The 23333-nt window shown below is 70.0% G+C and carries 17 protein-coding genes; 7 read left to right on the forward strand and 10 right to left on the reverse strand.

Annotated features, from left to right (window positions below):
* Positions 1 to 44: 44 nt before the first annotated feature.
* Together ACIRP7_RS04090 and ACIRP7_RS04095 are read right to left on the reverse strand one after the other, a co-directional pair.
* Positions 45 to 1610 (reverse strand): sodium:solute symporter family protein, encoded by a 1566-nt coding sequence (locus tag ACIRP7_RS04090; protein WP_403653633.1) that lies wholly within the window; start codon positions 1608 to 1610, stop codon positions 45 to 47.
* A 126-nt stretch (positions 1611 to 1736) separates the two neighbouring features.
* Positions 1737 to 2525 (reverse strand): SDR family oxidoreductase, encoded by a 789-nt coding sequence (locus tag ACIRP7_RS04095; RefSeq protein ID WP_403653636.1) that lies wholly within the window; start codon positions 2523 to 2525, stop codon positions 1737 to 1739.
* 78 nt (positions 2526 to 2603) lie between these two features.
* Here ACIRP7_RS04095 and ACIRP7_RS04100 point away from each other — a divergent pair, with 78 nt between their 5' ends.
* The gene (locus ACIRP7_RS04100; protein ID WP_403653638.1) at positions 2604 to 3446 is read left to right on the forward strand and encodes a hypothetical protein; all 843 of its coding nucleotides are present in this window, start codon (positions 2604 to 2606) and stop codon (positions 3444 to 3446) included.
* Positions 3447 to 3461: 15 nt separating this feature from the next.
* Here the strand turns inward: ACIRP7_RS04100 and ACIRP7_RS04105 are convergent, their stop codons facing one another.
* Both ACIRP7_RS04105 and ACIRP7_RS04110 read right to left on the reverse strand, forming a co-directional pair.
* Positions 3462 to 5327 carry an MFS transporter gene (locus tag ACIRP7_RS04105; protein ID WP_403653641.1) on the reverse strand — a complete coding sequence of 622 codons (1866 nt, stop codon included), beginning with the start codon at positions 5325 to 5327 and terminating at the stop codon, positions 3462 to 3464.
* Between the two features lie 155 nt (positions 5328 to 5482).
* A complete protein-coding gene (locus ACIRP7_RS04110) occupies positions 5483 to 8470 on the reverse strand; it encodes a D-alanyl-D-alanine carboxypeptidase (protein WP_403653644.1) in 2988 nt (995 codons plus the stop codon).
* A 208-nt stretch (positions 8471 to 8678) separates the two neighbouring features.
* On the opposite strand from ACIRP7_RS04110, the gene ACIRP7_RS04115 reads away from it, so the two are divergent.
* The 3 genes from ACIRP7_RS04115 (at position 8679) to ACIRP7_RS04125 (ending at position 11043) form a co-directional block, all read left to right on the forward strand.
* Positions 8679 to 9434 (forward strand): GPP34 family phosphoprotein, encoded by a 756-nt coding sequence (locus ACIRP7_RS04115; RefSeq protein WP_007382717.1) that lies wholly within the window; start codon positions 8679 to 8681, stop codon positions 9432 to 9434.
* 346 nt (positions 9435 to 9780) lie between these two features.
* On the forward strand, positions 9781 to 10650 hold the full coding sequence (locus ACIRP7_RS04120; protein WP_352388492.1) for a helix-turn-helix transcriptional regulator: 870 nt from the start codon (positions 9781 to 9783) through the stop codon (positions 10648 to 10650).
* A 201-nt stretch (positions 10651 to 10851) separates the two neighbouring features.
* The gene (locus ACIRP7_RS04125; protein ID WP_266518024.1) at positions 10852 to 11043 is read left to right on the forward strand and encodes a DUF397 domain-containing protein; all 192 of its coding nucleotides are present in this window, start codon (positions 10852 to 10854) and stop codon (positions 11041 to 11043) included.
* A gap of 155 nt (positions 11044 to 11198) precedes the next feature.
* On the opposite strand, the gene ACIRP7_RS04130 is transcribed toward ACIRP7_RS04125, so the two are convergent.
* A complete protein-coding gene (locus ACIRP7_RS04130) occupies positions 11199 to 11702 on the reverse strand; it encodes a glutathione peroxidase (protein ID WP_403653648.1) in 504 nt (167 codons plus the stop codon).
* A 19-nt stretch (positions 11703 to 11721) separates the two neighbouring features.
* Complete coding sequence (locus ACIRP7_RS04135; protein WP_403653651.1) at positions 11722 to 12723, reverse strand: ArsR/SmtB family transcription factor; 1002 nt, start codon at positions 12721 to 12723, stop codon at positions 11722 to 11724.
* A gap of 72 nt (positions 12724 to 12795) precedes the next feature.
* On the opposite strand from ACIRP7_RS04135, the gene ACIRP7_RS04140 reads away from it, so the two are divergent.
* Entirely contained in the window at positions 12796 to 14004 is a 1209-nt protein-coding gene (locus ACIRP7_RS04140; RefSeq protein ID WP_403653654.1) for an MFS transporter, read from the forward strand.
* Here the strand turns inward: ACIRP7_RS04140 and ACIRP7_RS04145 are convergent.
* The 4 genes from ACIRP7_RS04145 to ACIRP7_RS04160 form a co-directional block, all read right to left on the reverse strand.
* On the reverse strand, positions 13976 to 15118 hold the full coding sequence (locus ACIRP7_RS04145; protein WP_403653657.1) for a DUF2235 domain-containing protein: 1143 nt from the start codon (positions 15116 to 15118) through the stop codon (positions 13976 to 13978). The two genes, ACIRP7_RS04140 and ACIRP7_RS04145, sit on opposite strands and share 29 nt — an antisense overlap.
* A 130-nt stretch (positions 15119 to 15248) precedes the next feature.
* Complete coding sequence (locus ACIRP7_RS04150) at positions 15249 to 16166, reverse strand: N-acetylmuramoyl-L-alanine amidase (protein WP_403653660.1); 918 nt, start codon at positions 16164 to 16166, stop codon at positions 15249 to 15251.
* Positions 16167 to 16482: 316 nt separating this feature from the next.
* Positions 16483 to 17160 (reverse strand): polysaccharide deacetylase family protein, encoded by a 678-nt coding sequence (locus ACIRP7_RS04155; protein WP_403653663.1) that lies wholly within the window; start codon positions 17158 to 17160, stop codon positions 16483 to 16485.
* Positions 17160 to 17828, reverse strand: a complete 669-nt coding sequence (locus ACIRP7_RS04160; protein ID WP_403653666.1) for a glycoside hydrolase family 11 protein — start codon at positions 17826 to 17828, stop codon at positions 17160 to 17162. The genes ACIRP7_RS04155 and ACIRP7_RS04160 overlap by 1 nt, the downstream gene beginning before the upstream one ends.
* Positions 17829 to 18122: 294 nt before the next feature.
* Between ACIRP7_RS04160 and helR the strand changes: the two genes are divergently transcribed.
* Together helR and ACIRP7_RS04170 are read left to right on the forward strand one after the other, a co-directional pair.
* Positions 18123 to 20288: an RNA polymerase recycling motor ATPase HelR gene (gene helR, locus ACIRP7_RS04165; RefSeq protein WP_403653668.1), complete on the forward strand. Its 2166-nt coding sequence runs from the start codon at positions 18123 to 18125 to the stop codon at positions 20286 to 20288.
* A gap of 720 nt (positions 20289 to 21008) precedes the next feature.
* On the forward strand, positions 21009 to 22763 hold the full coding sequence (locus ACIRP7_RS04170) for a hypothetical protein (RefSeq protein ID WP_403653671.1): 1755 nt from the start codon (positions 21009 to 21011) through the stop codon (positions 22761 to 22763).
* Positions 22764 to 23333 lie beyond the last annotated feature (570 nt).

Consider the following 23333-nt stretch of genomic DNA (forward strand, 5'->3'; position numbering starts at 1 on the left):
GGGATCGAGTGTTGGAGGAGAGGGGGTGCGTCAGGAGGCCGAGGTCAGTCCTTCACCGGTGTACGGTCCGCCGGGCCCACCGGAGCCGGGATCGCCACACCCGCCGCCCCGTCGTCGTCCGTGTTGATCTTCTCGATGATCGCGAGGCGCTCCGGGGTGTCCTCGGGCTTGATGAACCCGATGGCGATGTAGAGGACCAGGGAGACGGCCAGCGGGATCGAGACCTGGTACTGGAGCGGGACACCGCCGTCGACGTTCCAGTTGATCGGGTAGTTGACCAGCCAGAAGGTGAGCAGGCCCATCGACCAGCTGGTGAGCGCGGCCGTCGGGCCGGAGCGGCGGAACGGGCGGAGCAGGCCGAGCATCATCGGGATGGCCATCGGGCCCATGAGGCCGGCCACCCACTTGATCACGACGGTGATGATGTCCTTGAACGCGGGGGAGTTGACCTGGGTGGCCGCCGCCATCGACAGGCCGAGGAAGACGACCGTCGTGATACGCGCGACCCGCAGCCCCTGACCCTGATTCCAGCTGCGCGCCCTGCGCCAGACCACCGGTGCGCAGTCCCGGGTGAAGACGGACGCGATCGCGTTGGCGTCGGAGGAGCACATGGCCATCGTGTGCGAGAAGAAGCCGACGATCACCAGGCCCAACAGGCCGTGCGGAAGCAGTTGTTCGGTCATCAGGCCGTAGGAGTCGGAGCCGTCCGGCTTGTTCGACCGGACCAGCAGCGGTGACATCCACATGGGGAAGAACAGGACGACCGGCCACACCAGCCACAGGATCGCCGACAGCCGTGCCGACCGCTCGGCCTGGTGTGCGTTGGCCGTGGCCATGTAGCGCTGGGCCTGGTTGAGCATGCCGCCGTTGTACTCGAAGAGCTTGATGAAGAGGAAGGCGAGCAGGAAGACCGTTCCGTACGGTCCCACCAGCGGCTTTCCGTGACCCTGGAGCGCCGGCTCGTCCCAGGCGCCGAAGAAGCCGATGCCCTTGTCGTTGAGCTTGAGGACGACGGCGACGAACATCGCGACGCCGGCGAGGAGTTGGATGACGAACTGGCCCAGCTCCGTGAGCGCGTCGGCCCACAGCCCGCCGATCGTGCAGTAGACGGCGGTGATGGCGCCGGTGATCAGGATGCCCTGGTTGAGCGAGAGCCCGGTGAACACCGACAACAGGGTCGCGATCGCGGCCCACTTCGCGCCCACGTCCACGATCTTCAGCAGCATGCCCGACCAGGCCAGCGCCTGCTGGGTCTTCAGGTCGTAACGGTTCTTCAGATACTCCAGCGGGGAAGCCACATGAAGTCGTGAACGCAGCCGGTTGATGCGCGGCGCGAACAGCTTGGAGCCGATCGCGATGCCGAGGGCGATGGGGAAGGACCAGGTGATGAAGGAGGTGACGCCGTAGGTGTAGGCGATGCCCGCGTACCCGGTGAACATCACCGCGCTGTAGCCCGACATGTGGTGCGAGATGCCCGACAGCCACCACGGCATCTTGCCGCCGGCGGTGAAGAAGTCGCTGACGTCGTCGACGCGTTTGTGCGACCAGACGCCGATGGCGACCATCACGCCGAAATAGCCGATGAGCACGGCCCAGTCGAGACCGTTCATATGCGCCCTCCCACGGATCAGCCCGGCGCTCATCGTGGGTGCCACCACGTGGACACGACAAGCTGGCGTCAGGTCAAAGGGAGGTAAAGATATTCGAGCTGATGGCCTGCGTTCATCTATCTGAACTCACCGCATCAGCTCCCCGGCGTTGACCAGCAACGACTGTCCGGTGATCGCCCGCGCCCGGTCCGAGGCCAGGAACACCGTCGCGTCCGCCACGTCCCCGTCGGTCGCCAGATCGGGCAGCGCCATCCGGTCGGTGAGCCGCTTCAGCACGTCGGCCTCCGGCACCTTCTCGGTGTGCGCCGTGAACTGCACGTACGCCTGCACCGGCGGCCCCCACATCCAGCCCGGCAGCACGGTGTTGACCCGGATCCGGTACGGCCCGAGCTCCCGCGCCAGCGAGTACATCGCGCTGGTCAGCGCCCCCTTCGAGGCGGCGTACGCGGCCTGCCGTACCTGCGAGGGGGCGGACACGGCGGACTGTGTCCCGACGAACACGACCGATCCGCCGCCCGCCGCCCTCAGTCCCGCCAGGCACGCCCGGGTCATCCGCAGCGACCCGAGCAGATTCACATCGATGACCGACTGCCAGGTCGCGAAGTCCGCGTCCTCGAGCCCGCCGAAGTAGCTGTCCCACGCGGCCACCTGCACCATCGCGTCCAGCCGCCCGAACCGCTCCAGCGCCAACTCCGCGAGTGCCGTGCACTGTTGCTCGTCGGTGATGTCCGTCGACCGGTACGCCGTGTGCGCCCCGTCCGGATCGATCTCCGCGGCGCTCTTCGCGAGGTTCGCCTCGGTCCGCGCACCCAGCACGGCGTTCCCGCCGTCCCGCACGACGGCCGCCGCGACCTGATGACCGAGCCCGGCACCGACTCCCGACACCACGACGGTCTTCCCGGAGAGAAGTGACATACCGGCGGCCTCCCTGCCCTGGCGCATTATCTGACGGGGCGTCAGAGTATGGGCGAGCGCTGGAGGAGGGAAGGTTCCATGTCAGAAGAGACCGTGTCAGAAGAGACCAACAGCGAGACGTACGCCGAACTGGCCGCCACAGGACCCTACGGAGTCCGACCCGGCCACGCGCTGATCACCATGGTCGAACCGCATCCCGGCCACGAGTACGCCTACAACCGCTGGTACGAGGACGACCACTACTACGCGGGCGCGATGGCCATGCCCTGGATGTTCGCGGGCCGCCGCTGGGTGGCCACCCGGGACCTCCAACTCCTGCGCGTCCCGGAGAAGTCGGCGGTGGCCCAGCCGGTGACGGCGGGCTGCTACCTCTCCACCTACTGGGTCACCGACGGCCGCTACGACGACCACATGAAGTGGACGGTGGCCATCAACAAACGCCTCAACCGCGACGCCCGCGTCTACCACGACCGCACCCACGTCTTCACCGCGTTCCAGGACCACGAGTCCACGGTCTACCGCGACGGGGCGGCGGGCCCGAGGGACTTCCACGCCCTGGACCACCCGTACGCCGGGCTGGTGCTGGAGGTCATCGACGCCGAATCCCCGGAGCGGCGACCGGAGTTGCTGGAGTGGCTGGTCTCGCGGCACCTGCCCAGGCGTCTGGCGGGCTCCCCGGCGGCCATGGTGACGATCTTCCGCCCGACCCCCCTCCCCGGCGACCGCATGACCTATGTCAAGCAGGTGGAGGGCGTCGACACGCGGCTCACGCTGCTGTGGTTCCTGGAGACGGACCCCAGGGAGCGCTGGGAGCAGTACTTCACGGACCTGGAGGAACCGCCGATGGGCAGGGTGGAGCTGCTGGCGCCGTTCGTCCCGACAGTTCCGGGCACGGACACCTACGTGGACCGGCTGCGCTGACCCGGGGCCGCACGACTACTTCCACTCATCGGGACAGGGCGTACCCCGCGGCACGGTGTAGGGCGCGGCCAGCCGGTACGTCCCCGCCTTCGGGGCGAGCAGCATCGTCCACTTGTCCCCGTCCGCGTCCTCCGGTGTCTCCATCAGGCAGCCGTTGACGTTGTCGAACGTCTTCGGCTCCCCGTCCCCCCGCTCCTTCGATGCGTCCGTCTCCTGCGGGGCCTGCAGCTTCTTGCCCTCGGCGTCGACGATCGACAGCCACGGCGAGTACGGGATCCGGATCAGAATCCGCCCGGCCTTCTTCACCCGCATGGTCATCTCGCCCTGCGCGGCCCGGTCGACGACCGTGTTCGGGGAGGCCAGCGGTGCCGGGTCGGTCACCTGGAACAGCTGCCAGTTCGCGTCGCCCCAGATCTGCTTCAGATACGGCATCCCGCGCTGAACCAGCTCCCGCTCCCGCTCGCCCCCGTCCCCGTCGGGCTCGTCCTTCGGCACGACCACGAAGTGCACGGCCCAGCGCTGGAGCCACTCGTGGTAGTTCGCGGAGTTCAGGGTGTCGTCGTAGAAGAGCGGGTTGCGCTCCATGTCGGCCTGCCGGTTCCAGCCCCGGGCCAGGTTGACGTACGGCGCGAGCGCGGACGCCTCGCGGTGGGAGGCGGCCGGTACGACCTCGACGCGGCCCTTCTCGGCGCCGACCTCCTGGAGCTCGTTGACGAGGGGGGCCAGCTCGCGTGCCCAGGACGCCGTGGGGGTCGTGTGGACGACGTCGTCGACCGACTTGAAGCCGATCCAGACGGTGAAGCCGGCGAAGGCGACGACGACGGCGTACCACTTGCGGGAGCGCGGCACCGTGAACGGCAGCGCGGCCGCCAGGGCCACCCCCGCGAACAGCATCGGCAGCCGCGAGATGTTGGAGCCGATCTGGGAGCTGACCAGCCAGACCAGCACGACCGACAGGCTGTAGACACCGGCGGTGATCCGGACCGTCGTCCACTCGCGCGGGACGAGGAAGTAGACCAGGAGACCGTACGCCAGCGGCAGCAGCACCGAGGCGATCTTCATCGGCTGGGTGCCGGCGAACGGGAAGAGCCAGGCGGAGAGGGCGACGACGGCCGTGGGCGCGATGCCCAGCGCCCAGGCGCCGGGACGCCGTTTCTGCAGGAAGAGGGCGACCGCCACCAGGCCCACGAACAGGCCGGCGACGGGGGAGGCCATGGTGGCGAGGGCGGCGAGCGGGGCCGCGCAGGAAGCCTTGGCCCAGCGTTTGAAGCGCCAGCGGTGCGGCCAGCAGAAGACGACGGCGACCGCGCCGAGCGCGAACATCGTGCCGAGACCGAAGGTCACCCGGCCCGAGGCCGCGTTGCACAGGAAGGCGAACACACCCGCCAGCGAGGCCCACAGCGGGTTCCGCACCGACCGGCTGCGGATGAGGATCAGCGTCAGCAGCCCGGCCGAGACGGTCCCGGCCAGCATCATCGTCGTACGGACGCCGAGCACCGACATCAGATACGGCGAGACGATGCTGTACGACACCGGGTGCATGCCGCCGTACCAGGCCAGGTTGTACGCGGAGTCCGGGTGCCGGCCGACGAACTCGGCCCAGGCGTCCTGTGCCGCGAGGTCGCCGCCACTGTTCGCGAACGTGAAGAACCAGACGATGTGGAGGACGCCGGAGAGCGCGGTCATGGAGAGGACGGGGTGACGCAGCAGCCGCTCGCGCAGGGCGAGGAGGGCGGTCCGGGTTCTGGTCCTCTTGGGGTCCTTGGGGTCCTCGGGAGGGCCGCCGTTCCCGGTCTCAGGTTCCGCGGGCACGCCTATTCGCGGGCCGGTTCCCGGGCCCGGGTCGGTGTCGTCGGCGCGTGTCGGCTCCGCAGTGGCCACCTGAAGGCACTCCCCGTGGTGTCCCGTCTTCGTTTCTCGGCCGCGCCCCAGCGTCGACCTGCCCCGCTTCGTGACGCTAGCACGCGGCCCGCCGTCCGGAACCCCGGGCGGGGTCCGGTCGACGGGCCGGGTGGGGCGTCTGTCCCGTTTCCGGATCAGCCGACGCGGGTCAGCTTGTCGGTGAGACCCGGTTCCGTCAGATCCTTCTGGAGGGTGACCGGGACCTTGACCGCGCCGCCCTCGCCGTCACCGACGGTGAGGGAGCCGACCTTGGTGCCGGCCTTCGCGGTGTGCGGTACGTCGTCGGCGGCGAAGGACAGCTTCACCTTGTAGCCGGCCCAGCCGATGGCGGTGACGTCCTTGGTGAGCACGACGGGGGTCTGGCCGCCGAGGCCGTCGTCCACGTACCCGACGACGTCGCCCTTCTTCAGGATCTTCGTCGAGGTCAGGGCGTCCCGGGCGGCGAGCATCGCCGTCTTGCTGACCGCGTTCACGGTGTCGATGATCGGCGCCGTGTGCTGGCCGAGGATCGCGCCGACCACGGTGACCGTCTGCCCGCCGACCTCCTTGGTGGCGGCGAAGAGGAGGTTGCCGCCGGCCGCGCTGGTGGTGCCGGTCTTGATGCCGATGGCGCCGTTGAAGGGGACCAGCTCGTTGTAGTTCCTCCACTTCTGGCCCGACGGGTCGAACCAGTACGGCAGCTTGGTGATCTCCATCAGCGCCGGGATCTTCACGAGCTCGTTGCCGAGCTTCACCTGGTCCTCGGCGGTGGAGACGGTGGTCTCCTTGAGGCCCGAGGCGTCGGTGTACTTCGTGTTCTTCATACCGAGTTCCTTGGCGGTGTCGTTCATCTTCTTGATGAACGCGGCCTCGGAACCGGCGTCCCAGCGGGCGAGCAGCCGGGCGATGTTGTTGGCGGAGGGGATCATGATCGCCGAGATCGCCTGCTTCTGGGTGAGGACGTCGCCCTGCTTGACGGTGTTGAGGGTGGACTCACCCTGCTTGTTGTAGCCGCCCTCCTTCTCGGCGAGCGCGTCGACGGTGATCTTCGCGCCCTCCTCGCCGGACTTGAGGGGGTGGTCCTTCAGGACGATGTAGGCGGTCATGGCCTTGGCCACGGAGCCGATCGCTACGGGGGTCTGCTTGCCGAAGTCGCCCATCGTGCCGATGCCGGTCACGTCCATCCAGCCCTGGCCCTGGGTGGGCCAGGGGAGGGGCGCCTTGCTGCCGTCGAAGGTGTAGGAGTCCTTGGCGGTGAGGCTGAGCGTGGGGTCCGGCAGCGGGCGCAGGGCCTGCGCGATCGCAAACGCGACGACCAGGAGGATGAGGATCGGGGTCCAGATCTTGACCCGGCGGCCGAGGGTGCGCAGGGGGCTGGGCGGGGGCGGCGGAGTGTTGGTGAGCTCCGCGAGCAGGTCGAGGGGAGGCTTCGGCGGCAGGGGCTGCTGCGTGGTCCGCTCCGGGCCGACCTGGGGGACGGCGGCGGTCGCGTCCACCTTCGGCCGCGCCTCGCGGGGCTCGTCGAGGCCCTTCAGTGCGACGAACTTGCTCGTCCGCTCCGCGGGGGTCTCCGGCTTGGGCTTGGGCTCGGTCTTCGGCGCGGCCTCCGGTGCCTTGCCGAGCTTCAGCATGGTGGTGGGCTGGTCCACGGGGGGCCGGGGTGCCTTGAAGACGGCGGTGGGCTGGTCGACGGGGGGCGCGTCGGCCACGTCTGCGTCACCGTCACCGGCCTCGTCGTCCGTCTGCGAGTCGGTGGGTGCCTTGTCGGTTACGTCGGCTTGGCCGGGCTTGTGGTCCGTGCGCGGGTCGGTGGGGGCCGGTCGCGCAGTTCCTCGCGCCCCTGAGGGGGTCGAGTCGCCGGTGTCCGGATCCTGATCCTCGTCGTCGGCAGGGGCTTCCTCGGCTACGGCCTTCTCGGCGGCGTCGCTCTCGGGTGCCGGCGTCGGCTCGCTGCCGGTCTTCGACCCGGTGTCGGGGCCGGGCTCGTCCTCCGCGGGTTCACCGTCCTGGCCCGCGGCCTTCTCCGCGGCCTCCGCCTTGCCGGAACCCTCCGTGGGACCGGCCCCGTCCCCCGTGGCCACCCACGCCGCCACCGCGTCCCGCAGCCGCGCGTCGCCCGAGGGGGCCGACTCGTCGCTCTCGCCGGTACCGGAGTCACCGGACCCGGTGTCGGGGCCGTCCGAGCCGCCGGCCGTACCGGATTCGTCCGAGCCCCCGGATGTACTGGCGTCGTCCGAGACCTCAGCCGTGCCCGAATCGTCCGTGCTGGTGTCACCCGAGTCCTCGGCGGCACCTGAGCCGCCGACCGCGCCCGTGGCGCCCGGAGCCTCCGCCGTGCCCGTATCGCCCGAGCCGCCGACTGCACCCGTGTCACCCGCGCCTCCGGCCGTGCCCGTGGCGCCCGGCGCCTTGGCCTTACCGGGGCCCTCCGAGCCCTCGGCCGCCCCGCCCGTGCCGCTCAAGCCGTCACCCGTCCCGGCGTCGTCCGGGCCCCCGGCCGTCCCGGAGTCGCCCGAGTCCCCGGTCGTATCCACATCGTCCCTGAGCTCCGCCGTGCCCGTGTCCTCCGCTGCGTCCGAACCGCCGTCACCCGTCCCGGCGTCGTCCGGGCCCCCGGCCGTCCCGGGGTCGCCCGAGTCCCCGGTCGTATCCACATCGTCCCGGGGCTCCGCCGTGCCCGTGTCCTCCGCCGCGTCCGAACCGCCGGCCTCGGCCCCGGTCTCGTTCTCGGCCCCGCCGGCTTCCTCCTCGGCGTCGGCCTCGCCCGCGGACTTCCCGGCCTCAGCCTCGTCCTCGAGCTCCTCGAGCTCCTCGGCCCCGTCCACGGCCGAACGCGTGTCCCCGGCCCCCGCGGACCCGGAACCACCCGTCCCGGCCTCTGCGGGGCCGCCGGCGCCGTCCTCGGGCGTCTTCGGGAGGTCGCGTACCGAGAAGACCCTCGTGGCCGTGTCGATGCCTGCGAGGGAGATGGACTCGCGTGCGACCGCGAGCCGGGGGTCGGGTGCGGAACTCCTCGCCCCGGGAACCGGGCTCCCGCTCCCCGACGTCGGTTCTGCCGACGACTCGCGCTGCTTCGACCTGTCGGGGGACTCGCCCGCCACCGATGCCTCCTCCATGTGCCGCAGGTGATCGGTATCCGTCACCCTGCGTCTGCCGAACCGTTGAATCGCCGCCCGGGCAGCCGCCACACCACGCTGTCCGAACCATGTACCAGTGTCCTGTGTGTGGCCCTGTCCCAGGCGGTAGACGAGAACGACATACCTACTGGTTCCACTACAAACAGGTCACGCACCCTCGACAGACCAATGTGAGAGGGGTCACCCTGTCTTTCATCCACGCGGGGAGGCATGGATGGGCAGGAGCCGCAGAACACTTCCGGAAGAGCTTCTGCTGCTGGCGTTGGACCCGACCACGGGTACCACCGCACAGCCGCAGTCGCTCGACCTCGGTCTGGCCGGAGCACAGCTAGTGGAGCTGGCGCTGGCCGGACGGATAGCCCCAGACGGGGATCGTATAGCCGTGGTAGCCCCACGGCCGACAGGAGATCCGACTTTGGACTGCGCGTTGGAGTTGCTGCGAAGGCGTGGCGCTCCCGTGCGGGCAGTGAACTGGATCGGCGGGCCGCGCCTTGGGCTCCGCCAGACCTACCTCTCGCATCTGGAGCGGTGCGGCATGGTGCATGCCGTGGCGGGTCAGATGTGCGGAGTGCTGCCGACGACTCGCTACCAGGCGACGGACAACGAGATCAGCCGGGAGATCAAGGCCCGACTGGACTCGGCGATCCGCACCGGCGTACCGCCGGACCCGCGGACCGCGGCGCTCGCCGCCCTGGCACACGCGGTCGGCCTCGGCAAGCACCTGTACCCGGGCAACGAGGGACGTTCCTCGCGCTCCCGGCTGCGGGACCTGATCAGGCACGACCCCATGGGCGGACTCGTCGCGCACGCCGTGATGGACGTCCAGAACGGCGTGGCCGCACAGCCACGTCGCAGCCCGGCACCGGCCGGCCGTCAGGCCGCCCCCGGAGCCAGGCCCGCGCCGGAACCCGCTCGTGGCGTTCCGATGCAACCGCGCCGAGGACCGATGGCGCGCGCCGTGGCTCACTGAGCCGCAGTCCCACGGCACGCACCGTCGGCAGCACGACCAGGCACGACCCGCACCACGCACCACTGAGCCGCCGCACCGTCAGTCCCCAGAGACCGGTTCGGGAGCCGCTGGTCCGCGCGGGGCGACGGAACCGTACGTCCGTACATCGGGCGTCGCCGGGTTCCGACGCCCCGCGCGGCCGCATGTCCGGCCGCATGTCCGGGCACTGCCGGACGAGCGGCCCCAACTGACCTGCATGCGGCGCATATACACCGTTTCCCAGCGGTAATAAGCACCTTGGTGGCAGTCTGCTCAACAGCAGATACGCAAAGTCAAGAACGAGGCAGCAGCCGGAGGTGCACGTCCCGTGGCGTCCAGTGTCAATCCCACCGTCAGGCGACGCCGGCTGGGCCAGGAGCTGCGCAGGCTCCGCGAGCTCAAGGGCATGACGGCCGAAGAGGTGGCGGAGCGGCTGCTCGTGTCGCAGTCGAAGATCAGCCGGCTGGAGAACGGCCGGCGCAGCATCAGCCAGCGCGACGTCCGCGACCTGTGCGGGGTCTACGAGGTCGAGGACCAGCGCATCGTCGAATCCCTGATGCAGATGGCCAAGGACTCGCGGCAGCAGGGCTGGTGGCACGCGTTCGGGGACATCCCGTACAGCGTCTACATCGGCCTGGAGACCGACGCCGAGTCGCTGCGCGTGTACGAACCCCAGATCATCACGGGCCTGTTGCAGACCCGGCCGTACGCCGAGGCCATCGTGCGCGGCGGCGCGCCGGAGGCCACCGAGACGGAGAACGACAAGCGGGTCGAGGTACGGCTGCGGCGGCAGAGCCGGGTCGCGGCCGAACGGGATCCGCTGCGGCTGTGGGTCGTTCTGGACGAGGCGTCCCTGCGCCGGGTCGTGGGCAGCCGGCAGGTGATGCGCGAGCAGCTGGAGTACCTCGTGGAGATGTCCCAGCAGCCCCACATCACCGTGCAGGTACTGCCGTTCGACGTCGGCGCCCATCCGGGGCTGAGCGGCCAGTACTCCATCTTGGAGTTCTCGGACGCGGCGGACTCCAGCGTCGTCTACATCGAGGGCGTCACCAGCGACCTGTACCTGGAGAAGGCGCACGACGTGCAGAAGTACACCGTGATGTACGAGCACTTGAGGGCGCAGGCGCTCAACGTCGACCAGTCGCGCCAGATGATCGAGGACATCGCCAAGGAGTACGCCCGGGAGTACGCCCGGTGAACCACGTCTGAGCCGCTTCCGGACAGGGCGGGCCGGATGGTACACCCCGGCCTTGCCCGTCTGGAAGAGTCCCTTGGAATATGCCACCAGAAGAGTGAACGGCTGCTCCGAAAGAGGAAGTCGGCGAGTAGCGTCGATCACGCCAACGATCAGTAAAGGTTGGCGTAATCCGAACACTGCGCATCTGGCTACGGAGCGAATATGGCAATTCGTCTGGGCAACCTGGACACATGGACGACCTCCACCTACACCAACGCCAACGGGGCATGCCTGATGGTGAGGTCGACCGAAGAGGAAGCACTCGAACTCGGCGACACCAAGATCCCCGAGGGTCCCAAGCTGGCCTTCCCCGCCGAGGCGTGGAGCGCCTTCGTGGCCTCGGTCAAGGTGTGAGGGGCGGACCGGTCTGATCCCCGCCCCCTTCACCCACAACTGCACACCACAACTGCTCACGACAACAGCACAAGCACCACCACAGAGCCCTCTCGACCAGATCGCCGTCCTTGCCGAGGGGGCTCGGCGTGTGCCCGTGCCTGCGGTGCTTTGGCCTACGCCAGCGCGCCCTCCACGGCGGTGACGAGCTCGTCCGACTCCGGCTCCGTCTGCGGAGAGAACCTCGCCACGACCGATCCGTCCCGGCCGATCAGGAACTTCTCGAAGTTCCAGCGGATGTCCCCGGTGTGCCCCTCCGCGTCGGCGAAGTCCACGAGCCGCTCGTACAGCGCGTGCCGCCCTTCCCCGTTCACCTCGACCTTCTCGGTCAGCGGGAAGGTCACGCCGTACGTCGCCGAGCAGAACTCCGCGATCTCCTCGGCGCTGCCGGGCTCCTGGCCCATGAACTGGTTGCAGGGCACGCCGAGGACGGTGAAGCCCCGCTCCGCGTACCGCTCCTGGAGCTTCTCCAGGCCGTTGTACTGCGGGGTGAGTCCGCACTTGGAGGCCACGTTCACGATGAGGACGGCCTTGCCGGCGTACTGGGCGAGGTCGGCGGAGCCGCCCGTGAGGGCCCCGATCTCGGTGTCGAGGGGAGAGGAACCATCTGTAGTCGTCATGAGCGGATGCTAACTCCGCTCAGCGAATTCCCGGCCCCGGCCCCCGTTCGCCGATAGCGGCCCCCGAAGCCTTCACCAGCACCTCCCCGGCCGCCGTCCGCACATACAGCACCGACCGTCCGGCCCGCCGCCGCTCCACCAACCCCGCGTCCCGCAGCACCCGCAGATGCCGTCCCACCGACCCCAGCCCCTGCCCGGTCACGGCGACCAGCTGGCTGGTGCTCAGCGGGGAGTCCAGGAGGACGAACACCCTGGCCCGCCCGGCCCCGAGCAGCGTGCCGAGACCCGCGGGCACGCTCCGGGCGCCCGGGTCGGCGAGGGCGCCCGCGCAGCCGTAGACCAGGGCGTACCGTCCCGGCTCCTCCCACGTGGCCCAGCCGCGCCCGGCCGTGACCGGGAGGAAGAGGAGTTCCGCCCCGCGGATGTCGCGGGGCGGGCGCTCGTGCCGGTTCACCTGGAGCCGGTTGTCGCCGAGCCAGCGGGTCTGGCCCGGCAGCAGGGAGTCGATGACGGCCGCCCAGCCACCCCGGCTCACCTGCGCGGTCCGGGCCACGACGTCCGCCTCCAGGATCCGCCGCCGACGGTGCCAGTACGGCCGTACCGTCGCCGTCCAGACGTGGGCGAGGAGCGCGGCCGCCCGCTCGGGGAGGTCGTCGCGCTCCAGGGCGGCGGGCAGCGGGCCGCGCAGGGAGACCCGGAGGTTCGCGCGGGCCTCGGCGGGGTCGGTGGCCCGGATCCGTGCCAGGGTCTCCTCCAGGGGCGTGCCGTCACGCGGCAGGGGCGCGAGGAAGTCGGCGATCCAGGACGTGCCCACCCCGGAGCGCACGAGCAGCGCGGTCACCGGATCGGCCGCGAGGCGCGCGCGGTAGCCGGGCAGATGGGCGCGGAGCCAGGCCTCCTCGCCCGGGTGGGCAGCGGTGCCCGTGTTCAGCAGTCGCAGGGCCGCGAAGGTCTCGGTGAACGGGCAGACCACGAACCGGCTGCGGACGAGGGTGTCCCCGTCGACCTGCCACCAGCCCATGAAGCCCCCCGTGGTTTCGCGACCGCGCGAAACACTAACCGTCAGCCGCCGCGCGCTCCGAGACTCCCCCGCATGCGCAGCTACCGCACCCTCTTCCGCACCCCGGAATACAGCCCCTTCCTCCTCTCCTTCGCCGCCCACGCCGCGGCCCAGACGATCGGCGGCCTGGCCCTCGGCACGCTGGTCTACCGGGCCACCGGCTCTCCGCTGCTGTCGGCGCTGAGCATGTTCGGACCGCAGCTCGCGCAGTTACTGGGGGCCGCGTTCCTGCTCTCGGGCGCGGACCGGCTGCCCCCGCGCGCGGTCCTGACCGTCATCTCCCTCGCCTTCGCGGCCGGTACGGCGGTGCTGGCGCTGCCCGGCCTGCCGGTGTGGGCCGTCTTCGTCGTGCTGCTCCTGCAGGGCCTGGTCGCGTCGCTGGGCGGGGGAGTGCGCGGCGGACTGATGAACGAGATCCTGCCCGCGAACGGCTATGTGCTGGGCCGTTCGGTCTTCAACATGCGGTGGGGCCTGGTGCAGATGACCGGCTTCGCGGCGGGCGGCGCCCTGCTGGCATTCCTGACCCCGCGCCTGTGCCTGCTCCTCGCGGCGGCGTTCTACCTGGCCTCGGCCCTCGTCAACCACTTGGGCCTCACGCCCCGCCCGCCGCGCTCGGCCGGCCGCCCGTCCTTCTCCGCGACCTGGCGCACCAACGCCCTCCTGTGGTCCTCCCGCCCCCGCCGCCTGGTCTACCTGGGCCTGTGGGTCCCCAACGGCCTGGTGGTCGGCGGCGATTCGCTCTACATCTCCTACGCCCCCGCGGCCGCCGGCACGATGTACGCGTGCGGGGCGCTGGGCATGTTCGCGGGCGATCTGGCGGTCGGCCGTCTGGTGCCGCCCGCGCTGCGGCCCCGCCTCGCGACCCCGCTGCGCCTGCTGCTGGCCGTGCCCTATCTGTTCTTCGTCCTACGGCCCTCCGTGCCGCTGTCGGCCGCGGCGGCCGCCGTCGCCTCCGTCGGCTTCGCCGCGAGCCTGGTCCTCCAGGAACGCCTGATGTCGCTCACCCCCGACGACCTCGCGGGCCAGGCGCTCGGCCTGCACACCACCGGCATGGTCGCCCTCCAGGGCATCGGCGCCCTCATGGCCGGCACCCTGGCCCAACTCACCTCCCCGGCCACGGCGATGACCCTCATGGCGGCCGCGTCGATCGCGGTGACCCTGACGCTCTTCGCGCTGGAGAGGCGTCATGGCCCGGGCGGCGTGAGCACGGATCTCAGGGAGTGCGGACGGGCACGTCGTTGAAGGCGAGGGGGACCTTCACGATGTCCTGGTCCCTGACGTTCTTCAGGTAGGTCTCGAGCGTCGGCGGGCGGTAGCCGGGGTCGCCCTCGCGGCGGCGCAGGACCGTGTCGGCCAGGTGCTCGTCGCCGACGAGGCGGCCCTGCTTGTCCCTCTCCTGTCCGATCGGGCGGTGCAGGGGCCGGAAGAGCCGGTAGAAGCCCTTCCGGGAGGGGACCCACGGCCCCATCGGGTTCGGCTGGACGGCGAAGTCGACGCACTCCTGCGGGTTCATGCTGTCCGGCCCCTTCGCGCTGAGGATCCCGGGCTCGAACTCCAGGCCGTACCGGACGGCCTGCTGGACCATCCACAGGAGGGTGATGTCGGACAGGCCCGAGTCCTTCTCGCCGCCCCCGGCGGAGAGATGCACCCCGGAGAACCACATCTGCAGCAGCTCCTGATGGTTGCCGGCGTCCTTCTCCTGCTGCCACAGGGTCGGCGGGAACGCCGAGCGCTCCTCGTCGACGGCCAGGGCCTGGAAGGCACCGTTCACCGACTTGCTGAGGGTGGTGTCGTGGAAGGCCCAGCGGTGGTTGAAGCGGTCGACGAGCGGCTGGAGGAACCGGGGCGCCGGAACCGGGATGCCCAGGGAGCCGACCGTGTCCCAGACGCCCACGAAACGGATCTCCGTCTCGTACGAGTACGCCCCGCGGAACAGTGTGGCGGCCACGCTGGTCGGTTTGTGGGCGCGGCTGCGGTACAGCGTCCACGCCTCGTCGATCCGGTCGGCCTGTTCCGGGCGCAGGATGCCGCAGTTGCGCACCATCCCGGCGAGGCTGCGCGCGGTGAACGCGCCCCGGCTGAAGCCGAACAGATACAGGGCGTCGCCGGGTTCGTAGGTGTGGATCAGGAAGCGGTAGGCGTCGAGCACGTTGCGTGACAGACCAACCCCGAAGGCCCCGCCCCGCAGCCGTTCCCGCCGGTTCGTGCCGACCCCGCTGTGGTAGTACACCCGCTGTTCCGTTCCGTCAGCGGAGCGTCGCCGTACGGCCAGGGCCACCTTGGCGACATTCGTCTTGCTCGGCTGGTCGGCGAGATTCCACGTCCCGTCGCAGCAGACCACCAGACGCTTGGCCATCCTGTGCCTCCTCCACCCGTAGCCCCTGCGGAGAGGACCGCACGACTGCTCGGCAGATACAGCCAGTACCGCAGGGACCGCGCCGACCCGCAACTCGGAGCCCGGTGACGGGTCGGCGGCGGACCGGCGGTCAGGCCACGACCGTGAACAGTCCCGTCTTCTCGCCCAGCCGCGCCAGCGAGACCTTGCCCGGGATGCCGTTGGCGTCGGCGCCGCTGTAGCCCAGGTGGCGCTGCCACTTGGCGTAGGCGGCGACGGTGGTGGTGCCGAAGGAGCCGTCTCCGGCGTGGGACTTGGAGAGATAGCCGAGTTCGACGAGGGCGGCCTCCGTGAGGTTGGTGCCGGCCATGTAGCTGACGTGGCCCTGCTTGGCTCCGGGGTCGGTCTTCGCGGCCTTGACCAGCCGGGACAGGTCGACGCGGGGCTTGCCCGCCGGCTTCGTCGGCTCCGTCTTTCCGGCTCCCGCGGCCAACTGCTTCTTCACGGCGGCCCGGAAGTCGTCCATGTCGAAGCTCGGGTCGATCTTGCCGGGCTGGCACTCCTTGTGCCCGGCGACGGACTTCTCGCTCCAGCCGTGTGCCCGGCAGATCGCCGCCGCCCACAGCACGGCCTGCCGGTACTGCGCTGTCGGGTAGGGGTCGCCGCTCTTGCCGAGGTTCTCGATCTCCAGGCCGTACAGACAGTCGTTGCCGTCCGCCGTCGCCGCGTCGTCGTGGGGCAGCGGCTTCTCGTTGCGGAGCGCGTTGAGGACATCGATGTCGGCGTAACCCGCGTGGTTGGTACGGCCGTTGCCGATCATCCACAGTCCGGCGGTCTTGCCGAGCCAGGCGTGGCACAGCGGTCCCGGCAGGCCGGATCTGCCCTTGTAGCAGAGCTCCTTGTCGTTGTGACCGCCGGTGTGGTGGATCAGTACCCCGATGACGGGTCCGAAGGGCTTGCCGGACGCCGCGTCGCGGTTGTGGGTCTTCCAGCCGGCGTGCTCGTGCACGGTGAGGCCCTCGGCCTTCAGCGCGGCGAGCATCTTCGCGGCGGACAGGGGTGTGGCCATGGCTGCGGTTCCTTCCGGGCGACGCGCCGAGAACGCGTCAAGTAGAGGCCGAATCTCGTGAGTTGAGGCGCGGGAAGGGCATGCAGTGGTACGTGCTCGCCCCACTCGCCGCTCATAATTGCGGGCAACGGCCCGCCCCGAAGGGGAATCGCGGTATTCACAGCCGAAGGGGGTCCCCGGCGTCGTACACGCGCGGTGTTTCGGTGACCCGTGTTCGGCGCGGCGGCCCGAGGGGGAACGACCGCCGCGCCGAGGCCGGATCGCCGAGGCCGGATCGCTGTGGCCGGACGACCGGGTGGATCGCCGTGGCCTTGGATCAGCCCGGTGCCACCGCGCGGCCGGTCTGGGGCGAGATCATGCCGGAGCACAGCCCCTTGGCGGCCAGTGTCTGTGCGATGCGCGGGATCGCCGCGCGGGTGTTGGCGGGCCAGTCGTGCATGAGGATGACCTGCCCGTTGGTGAGCCGGCCGACCGCCGCGACGATCGCGTCGGTACTGGCGTTGTTCCAGTCCTGCGAGTCGACCTGCCAGATGACCTCGGTCAGCCCGTACTTGGCCTCCACGGCCTTCACCGTCGCGTTGGTCTCGCCGTACGGCGGCCGGAACAGCCTCGGTGTGCCACCACCGGCGTTCGCGATCGCCTGCTGGGTGCGGGAGATCTCCGAGTCGACCGTGGCCTGGCTCTGCTGGGTCAGATGCGGGTGCGTGTAACTGTGGTTGCCGACCCACATCCCGGCGCTGACCTGGGCCCTGACGAGCGCCGGGTTGGCGGCGGCGTTCTGGCCCGTGTTGAACATGGTGGCCCTGAGGCCGTACTGCCTCAGGGAGTTGAGCAGGGTGATGGTGCCGCTGCCCGGGCCGTCGTCGAAGGTGAGGCCGACGTATCCGGAGCAGGCGGCGGCCTGCGCGGGGGCGGCGGAGGCGGGGACGGCGAGGGTGCCGGCGGCGGCCAGAGCGGCGGCGGCCAGTAACGGCAGGTGCGCCCGGGCCCGCATCACGCCACCGTGATGTTGGAACTGCCGCTGCTCTGATAACCCTCGGTCGCGAGGATCATGTAGTACTTGAAGCTGCCCATCGGCATGCCGGCGCGGGCCCACGCGTCGAAGTGGTTGCCGGTGGTGATGGAGCCGCCGGTCCGCCTGGACTGCCGGACGCTCCAGTACTGGTTGAAGGTCCTGGTGCCCTCCACGGACGGGGCGTTGTACCGGGTGGTCTGGTAGATGTCGTACGTCCCGCCGTCGCTGGTGACGGTGCCCTTGTACGTTCCGGTGGGCCGGTAGGTGCCCCAGTTGTCGACGATGTAGTACTCGACGAGCGGATTCGACGTCCAGCCGTAGAGGGCCAGGTAGGCGTTGCCGGACGGGTTGAAGCTGCCGGAGTAGTTCACGGTCCTGCGGGAGCCGTTGCTCCAGCCCTTGCCGGCCACGAAGTTGCCGGTGTTGTGCCAGGAAGTGCTGTAGTTCCCGCCGGAGTTGAGGGTCATGGAGACGGTGCCCTGGGCGTCCGTCCAGAACGAGTAGTAGTAGCCGTTGTTGGTCCCGGTCTGGTTCGTGGTGATGACCGTGGCCGCCTCGGCGGTGCCGGGCAGGGCCAGGGTGGCCCCGGTGGCCAGCAGGAGGCCGCAGACGCTGCGGCGCGTGGGGTGTGCGGGTGTGTGAGTCATGCCCCACAGTTTTGGTCTGCCCCTGTCAAGCGTCAACAGTTTCGGCACATGTTTCGAATGATTCGGTAGCCGTGAGCTGGCGATACCTGATCATCTTTCGTGCGGAGCACCTCAAAGAACCGATGTATTTCTTCGAATGTTTCGAAGACCTTCCGGACGGCTGAGGCAAAAGAAAAAGGCAGGGAGGTCAGCACCTCCTTGCCATGTTCAACGTATAGCGTACTAGGGGGCTTGCGGCAAGGCCCCGGGGTGGGCGCACACTTACCGGCCGTACCCGAAACCGGAGCTGCTGACTTGAATTCCCTGCCCACGAGCGTGTTCGATCTCCCCGACCGCCTCGCCGCCAAGGCCGACCCCGCACTGATCGCCGCCGACGAGCGGCACTTCGCGGCCATCGCGGAGTGCCTGGAGCAGACGATCGCCGAACTGTCCGACACCCTCGCCACCACCCTCCGGGCGCCCGGCGGCATCGGCCAGGAAGCCATGGACCGGGACACCGAGATCCACCGCCTCAGCGCCCGGCTGCGCACCCTGCGCCGCTTCGGCCTGGACCTGTGCCTCGGGCACATGGTCGGCGCCGACGACCCCGAGCCCGTGTACGTCGGACGACTCGGCCTCACCGACAGCACGGGCCGCAGACTGCTCGTCGACTGGCGTTCCCCCGCCGCCGAGCCGTTCTTCGGGGCCACCCACGCCAACCCGATGGGCCTGGCCAGCCGCCGCAGGTACCGCTGGAAGAACGGCCGGATCGGCGACTACTGGGACGAGGTGTTCGCCCCGGACGGCTTCGCCGGGCACCACGCCTCACTCGACGACCAGTCCGCCTTCATCGCCAGCCTGGGCAGCGACCGCTCGGAACGGATGCGCGACGTCCTCGGCACCATCCAGGCCGACCAGGACGCCATCATCCGCGCGGGATCCCGCGGCGCGCTCGTCGTCGACGGCGGCCCCGGCACCGGCAAGACCGTCGTCGCCCTGCACCGCTCCGCCTACCTCCTGCACTCCGATCCGCGCCTGGGACACCGCCGCGGCGGTGTCCTGTTCGTCGGCCCGCACCGGCCCTACCTGGCCTACGTCTCCGACGTCCTGCCCAGCCTCGGCGAGGAGGGCGTGCAGACCTGCGTCCTCAGGGACCTCGTGGCCGAAGGAGCCACGGCAGGGGTCGAGACCGACCCGGAGGTGGCTCGCCTCAAGTCCTCGGCGGACCTGGTCAAGGCGATCGAGAAGGCCGTCCGGTTCTACGAGGAGCCGCCCACCGAGGGCATGACCGTCACCACCCACTGGTCCGACATCCGGCTGACCGCCACCGACTGGGCCGAGGCGTTCGACGCGGCGGAGGGCGCCCCGCACAACGACGCCCGCGACCAGGTCTGGAACGAACTCCTCACGATCCTCGTGGACAAGCACGAGGGCGACGCCCCGGAGGCCCTCCTCCGCAAGTCCCTGCGCCAGAACCGCGAACTGCTCACCGCGTTCAACCGGGCGTGGCCGCTCCTGGAGGCGGCCGACCTGGTCTCGGACCTGTGGACCGTCCCGGCCTATCTGCGGATGTGCGCCCCCTGGCTGGACCGCGACGAGGTACGGACCCTGCAGCGCGCGGACGGCCACGCCTGGACGGTGTCCGACCTGCCGCTCCTGGACGCGGCACGGCAGCGGCTCGGCGACCCGGAGATCTCCCGCCGCAGACGCCGTAACGAGACCACCCTCGCCGCCGAACGCGAACGCATGGCCACGGTCGTGGAGAGCCTGAGCGCGGTCGCCGACGACGAGTACGGGATGGGCCTGGTGACGATGCTCCGCGGCGAGGACTTCCACGACGCGCTGGTCGACGAGGCCGCCCTGCACATCGCCGACCCGGACCTGCTCGCCGGCCCGTTCGCACACGTCGTCGTGGACGAGGCACAGGAACTGACCGACGCCGAGTGGCAGATGCTGCTGCTGCGCTGCCCGTCCCGCAGCTTCACCATCGTCGGCGACCGCGCTCAGGCCAGACACGGCTTCACGGAGTCCTGGCAGGAAAGGCTGGAGCGGGTGGGCCTGGACCGCGTCGACATGGCCTCCTTGACCGTCAACTACCGCACCCCGGAAGAGATCATGAAGGAGGCCGAGCCGGTCATCCGCGCCGCCCTCCCGGACGCCAACGTCCCCACCTCGATCCGCAGCACCGGCATCCCGGTGACGTACGGCCCGGTGACGGACCTGACCGCGCTGCTGGACACGTGGCTCGCGGACCACCCCGAGGGCATCGCCTGCGTCATCGGCGCCCCGGACTTCGAGCCGGCCCCCCGGGTCCGCTCCCTGACCCCGGCCCTGTCGAAGGGCCTCGAGTTCGACCTGGTGATCCTCGTGGACCCGCAGAACTTCGGCGAGGGCGTCGAGGGGGCGGTGGACCGGTATGTGGCGATGACCAGGGCGACACAGCGGTTGGTGATCCTGACGAGTGCCGGCCCTGGGAGCTGACGGCCGACGACCGTCATGACAGCCACCGAGAGGTCCCGGCCACCGAGCGCGGTGAACGACCGGTCGGTCCGGGCGACCAGCCGGATGTGCTGCCGTATCTGCCGATCGGACAGGCGCGCCGAGCCGCCGTTGCGCTCGTTCATCGGCACGAAGTCGGCGATGTGCCGGCTCCGTTCCCCAGGGACATCGCCATGAGCCGACTCAGCGACAAGGGATGCGTGGCCCTCGGCGATGCGGCCGCGGCCGAGTCGGTGTCCCAGCGGTCCAGCAGGCATGGTCGGTCTCGGTGAGCTCCCCCGCAGGGCCGACGACGGTGGCGAGAGCTTCGAGCTCTGCCGTGCCATCCACCAGCACAACCGCACGAACCCGGAGTAGTGAATGCCGGGGGGCTGCTGCTTGGCGCAGCGCCAGGGAGCTGCTGGAAAGACCGCCTGGGGCCGACCAGAGGCTCGGCAGCGGCGCCGCGGACGACGCGCGGACAGCCACCGCACCCCGTCCAGTAAATGGTTGATCAAGGATCGCTGAGGTGGTCAGAGGCGGTGTTAGGCTCCGCCTGCTCTGCGGTTCTGTGCCGTAGCAAAGGGGGGACGGACGCGCGGGTGTGCCGGAAAGACGGGCAACCCGCGTACGCGCGGCCGGATCCAGCGCGTCGACCCCCGCGTGAGCGTAGGCACTCGACACCGACCGGCCGGCTCGGCCCAGCCCGAAATGAAGACACCTGTGCATCGAACCGTGCACCAACGCGGCTGGCTCGCGCTTCTGCTGGCCGGCGCGGTGGTGATGGCGCTACCGGCGGCAGCAGCCGCCGACGAGACGCCGATCGACCCGGCACTGCCGACACCCACGGTGCCGGCCGGAGCGAACTGCGGCAGCGACAGCGCCCCGGTCTGGACCGCCCAGTCCAGTCCGCCTCCCGCGGGCATGACCGTCTCCATCGGCGTACCACGGCCGACAGTGAACGGGGTGACGTATCAGGGAGTCGTCCACGCGTGGGACGTGGACGGTTCACAGACGGCGGACGGGTCCGTCTCCGGGCTGCCGGTGCTTTCCCAAACCGTGTACGTCCCGCTGCCCTTGTCGGACGGGCACACCTACGGCTGGCACGCGTCGACTTACGACGGGACGGCGTACTCGAATCCGTCGACACCCTGCTACTTCGGGGTGGACGGAAGTGCGCCCCTCGCCCCCGTCGTCACCGACCCGGACTTCCCCCCGGTGGGCAGCCCGGGAACGCCCACGAAGGCTGCCGGCCAGCTCACCACGTTCCAGTTCGGCTCCAGCGACTCCCTGCCCAGCGGGTGCGCCGAGACGGAAGCTTCGGACTGCCGGCTCAGCGGCCTGGAACACTTCGAGTACGCCCTCGACCAGGAGCCGGGCACCGGCGCCGCTCAGGTTCCTGCCGATGCCGAGGGACAAGGGAGCCTCACGACCACCCTCCCCTGGGGTGTCCACACCTTGAAGGTCGTGGGGGTCGACGCGGCCGGGAACAGGTCGCAGCCGACCGGGTACGAGGTCGCGGTTCCTTCGCAGCTCCCGCCCCCGGCTTCGCCCACCCTCGCCCTCACCACCCCGGCGACATCCGGCCGAGCGGCCCAACTGGACGTCTCCGGTCAGCTGTCGGCGGCTCCGTACCTATCCGGTGAGGCCGTGCACGTCGTCAAGAACGACCTGGCCCATCCCGAGGGCGTGGCACTGCCCGATGCGCCGTTGTCCTCCGACGGCACCTTCCGGATCGCCGATGTCCCGCAGGTCGGGGGAGCCAACACCTACACCGTGACCTACCCGGGTGACTACGGCCACCAGGCCGTCAACGCGTCCGCGACCGTCCAGGTCTCCCGCAGCGCCACCGCGGTGTCCGTCACCACCAACGCTCCGTCGTACGACTACGGCGCGACCGCCAAGGTCACCGCCCACCTTGGCACGACCTACAACGGCCGCACTCTCGCGATCTACGCCCAGCCCTACGGCGGCAAGCAGGCGTTGATCAAGACCGGCACGGTGGACAGCCACGGCAACCTGGCTGCGACCTACAAGCTCACCCGCAAAACCACATTCACCGCAGCCTTCGCCGGTGACTACCGTTACGCCCCTGCCACGGCTGCCCGCACCGCGTCGGCCCACGCCAAGGTGTCCGAGTCGCTGAGCGGCTACTACGGGAGCACCCACTACGGCAGCCGCGTCTACCGCGTCTACCAGCACACCGCCAAGGCCAAGCTGAACGCCACGGTCACGCCCGACAAGGCCGGTCAGTGCGTGCGATTCCAGACCCAGCGGTACTACGGCGGTGCCTGGCACACGCAGAGCACCTCCCCCTGCCATACCCTCAGCACCAAGAGCACCGGCTACGCGACTCTGAGCCTGATCCATTCGGTCGACAACAAGTTCCGTATGCGGGCCGAGTACGTCCACAGCAGCAAGGACGCCGGCAACCTCAGCACCTGGGGCGTATGGCAGTACTTCACCGTCAGACAGTGACGCACAGGGCGCCGACTCCCCGCTGACGGGACTCGGCGCCTGGACCCGGTAGTTCGCCGACCCCGCGGCGCGCACACGACACGTGCTTCGCCTGGCGGTATGCGGTCACGTCCTGCTCGGGTGGCAGCCGGTGAGTCGCAGGCGAGTTGAACCTCCACGACCTTCCGGGTACAGGCAGCAGATCCGGAGCTGATGACACGCCCGGGCCACAGCGGCTCGTGGTCTGGCCCTTCATCGTGTCACCCGGCAGGATGCGAACCTGCCTGGGCAGACCCCCTGGGTACTTCTCACGTCTCGTGTGCGCGCGGGGAGCGGAATGAGCCGCATCGAACCCGTACAGAAAAGTCGCAACTCACTCGCTGGGCCGCCGTTTTGATCCGTTTTTGGGCTGCGGGCTTCCGCAATGCGTCGGCCGTCTTCGGCGGCTCGTTGCAAGCGGGCTACCCGTTCGGCGTCGTCTCGTTCCCCGCCGAATTGCTCGAGGACGTCACGCGCCACCTGGACCAGTTTGCCCCGCCCGGCCGTGACGGACACATCTTCGTCGGCCCGCGCGGTGGCCAGCTCCGGTGG

Source organism: Streptomyces sp. NPDC102270 (assembly GCF_044766405.1).
In the GTDB taxonomy this organism is placed as follows: domain Bacteria; phylum Actinomycetota; class Actinomycetes; order Streptomycetales; family Streptomycetaceae; genus Streptomyces.

What these genes read in the sequence shown, in the direction of transcription:
- ACIRP7_RS04160 (WP_403653666.1), bottom strand. Translation starts at nt 17,828, where the DNA reads ATGACTCACACACCCGCACACCCCACGCGCCGCAGCGTCTGCGGCCTC.
- ACIRP7_RS04100 (WP_403653638.1), top strand. Translation starts at nt 2,604, where the DNA reads ATGTCAGAAGAGACCGTGTCAGAAGAGACCAACAGCGAGACGTACGCC.
- ACIRP7_RS04115 (WP_007382717.1), top strand. Translation starts at nt 8,679, where the DNA reads ATGGGCAGGAGCCGCAGAACACTTCCGGAAGAGCTTCTGCTGCTGGCG.
- ACIRP7_RS04155 (WP_403653663.1), bottom strand. Translation starts at nt 17,160, where the DNA reads ATGCGGGCCCGGGCGCACCTGCCGTTACTGGCCGCCGCCGCTCTGGCC.
- ACIRP7_RS04130 (WP_403653648.1), bottom strand. Translation starts at nt 11,702, where the DNA reads ATGACGACTACAGATGGTTCCTCTCCCCTCGACACCGAGATCGGGGCC.
- ACIRP7_RS04145 (WP_403653657.1), bottom strand. Translation starts at nt 15,118, where the DNA reads ATGGCCAAGCGTCTGGTGGTCTGCTGCGACGGGACGTGGAATCTCGCC.
- ACIRP7_RS04095 (WP_403653636.1), bottom strand. Translation starts at nt 2,525, where the DNA reads ATGTCACTTCTCTCCGGGAAGACCGTCGTGGTGTCGGGAGTCGGTGCC.
- ACIRP7_RS04140 (WP_403653654.1), top strand. Translation starts at nt 12,796, where the DNA reads ATGCGCAGCTACCGCACCCTCTTCCGCACCCCGGAATACAGCCCCTTC.
- ACIRP7_RS04090 (WP_403653633.1), bottom strand. Translation starts at nt 1,610, where the DNA reads ATGAACGGTCTCGACTGGGCCGTGCTCATCGGCTATTTCGGCGTGATG.
- ACIRP7_RS04135 (WP_403653651.1), bottom strand. Translation starts at nt 12,723, where the DNA reads ATGGGCTGGTGGCAGGTCGACGGGGACACCCTCGTCCGCAGCCGGTTC.
- ACIRP7_RS04150 (WP_403653660.1), bottom strand. Translation starts at nt 16,166, where the DNA reads ATGGCCACACCCCTGTCCGCCGCGAAGATGCTCGCCGCGCTGAAGGCC.
- ACIRP7_RS04125 (WP_266518024.1), top strand. Translation starts at nt 10,852, where the DNA reads ATGGCAATTCGTCTGGGCAACCTGGACACATGGACGACCTCCACCTAC.